Raw genomic sequence first — 346 nt, forward strand, 5'->3', positions numbered from 1 at the left:
CAGGGCGTCACCTCGGGCGGGAGCGGCAACTGCTCCCAGGGCGGTACGACGTACTTCCAGCCCGTGAACCCGGCGCTCCAGGCGTACGGACTCACCCTGGTCACCAGCGGCACCCCCACCGACCCGCCGACCGGTCCGACGGACCCGCCGACCAACCCGGGTGGCAGCTGGGCGGCCGGGACGTCCTACGCGGCCGGTGACGTCGTGACGTACGGCTCCGCGAGCTACCGCTGCCTCCAGGGACACCAGGCGCAGCCCGGCTGGACACCCCCGAACGTCCCCGCGCTCTGGCAGGCCCTGTAGCGCGTGTTCTGAAAGTCCCGCCCGCCCGGCGACGCCTGGCACG

The 346-nt window shown here is 74.0% G+C and carries 1 protein-coding gene; it reads left to right on the forward strand.

All coding sequences use genetic code 11. From position 1 onward, the window contains the following. The coding region (locus tag JGS39_RS40390) for a carbohydrate-binding protein (RefSeq protein WP_372456204.1) at positions 1-303 on the forward strand (303 nt) is incomplete at its 5' end. Between the last annotated feature and the right edge of the window lie 43 nt (positions 304-346).

The organism is Streptomyces poriferorum (genome assembly GCF_019399235.1).
GTDB lineage: Bacteria > Actinomycetota > Actinomycetes > Streptomycetales > Streptomycetaceae > Streptomyces > Streptomyces poriferorum.